Source organism: Parendozoicomonas verongulae (genome assembly GCF_009711465.1).
Lineage (GTDB): Bacteria > Pseudomonadota > Gammaproteobacteria > Pseudomonadales > Endozoicomonadaceae > Sansalvadorimonas > Sansalvadorimonas verongulae.
In genome coordinates this window covers 649-1,257 of the sequence record NZ_SMME01000534.1, presented here as the reverse complement: position 1 = coordinate 1,257, position 609 = coordinate 649, and the positions used below count along the sequence as shown (strand labels likewise).

General features: G+C 51.1%; 1 protein-coding gene. It reads right to left on the bottom strand.

The genetic code is table 11. From position 1 onward, the window contains the following. Positions 1-357: 357 nt before the first annotated feature. Positions 358-609: hypothetical protein (locus E1189_RS24695; protein ID WP_230459948.1), on the bottom strand; the 252-nt coding region annotated here is incomplete at its 5' end.

Below are 609 nucleotides of genomic sequence, written 5' to 3'. Positions count from 1 at the left end.
GCTACCTATGCATCAGAAGACAAGAGCAGCTATCTTCACCTTAAGGTATCAAAAGACAGGGGAAAACATCCTCACCTTACTCCGGTAGAGTCATTAGATGTGATGTCAACAGGCAGTATTGCCATACACCCTGCGGGCAGCACACATATTTACCCCGGTGAATCCACACCTTGTACCGTAAACAGATCGGCCGTGCACCACCTTGTGCATTGTCGTGAGAAAAAACAAAAAACTCAGGTCACACTCACGGAACCAATGGCTGCGCTACATCTGGAGGTTGAAACAGGTGCCACAACATGGGTTAGGAGCCCATCGACTACTTGTCGCATTGCCAGTAACAATGAAACTCCTGACATCTTATGTACTCCTACTGAAGTGAATCAGAGTCAGCCTGACAGCGATCAGACACCCACGAGCACCTCCGGGGTGGACCCAGAATATCTCGCGCACATACGCATCTACGGCGAGCCCTTGGCCTGTGACTCTGACGGATGCACGAAGTTTTTCCGCCAATCCTCCCATCTCATCAACCACCAGCGTACCCACACAGAAGCCAGACCTTTCATCTGTGATCAGGATGGGTGCAACCGGTCCTTCAGGCAATCCTCC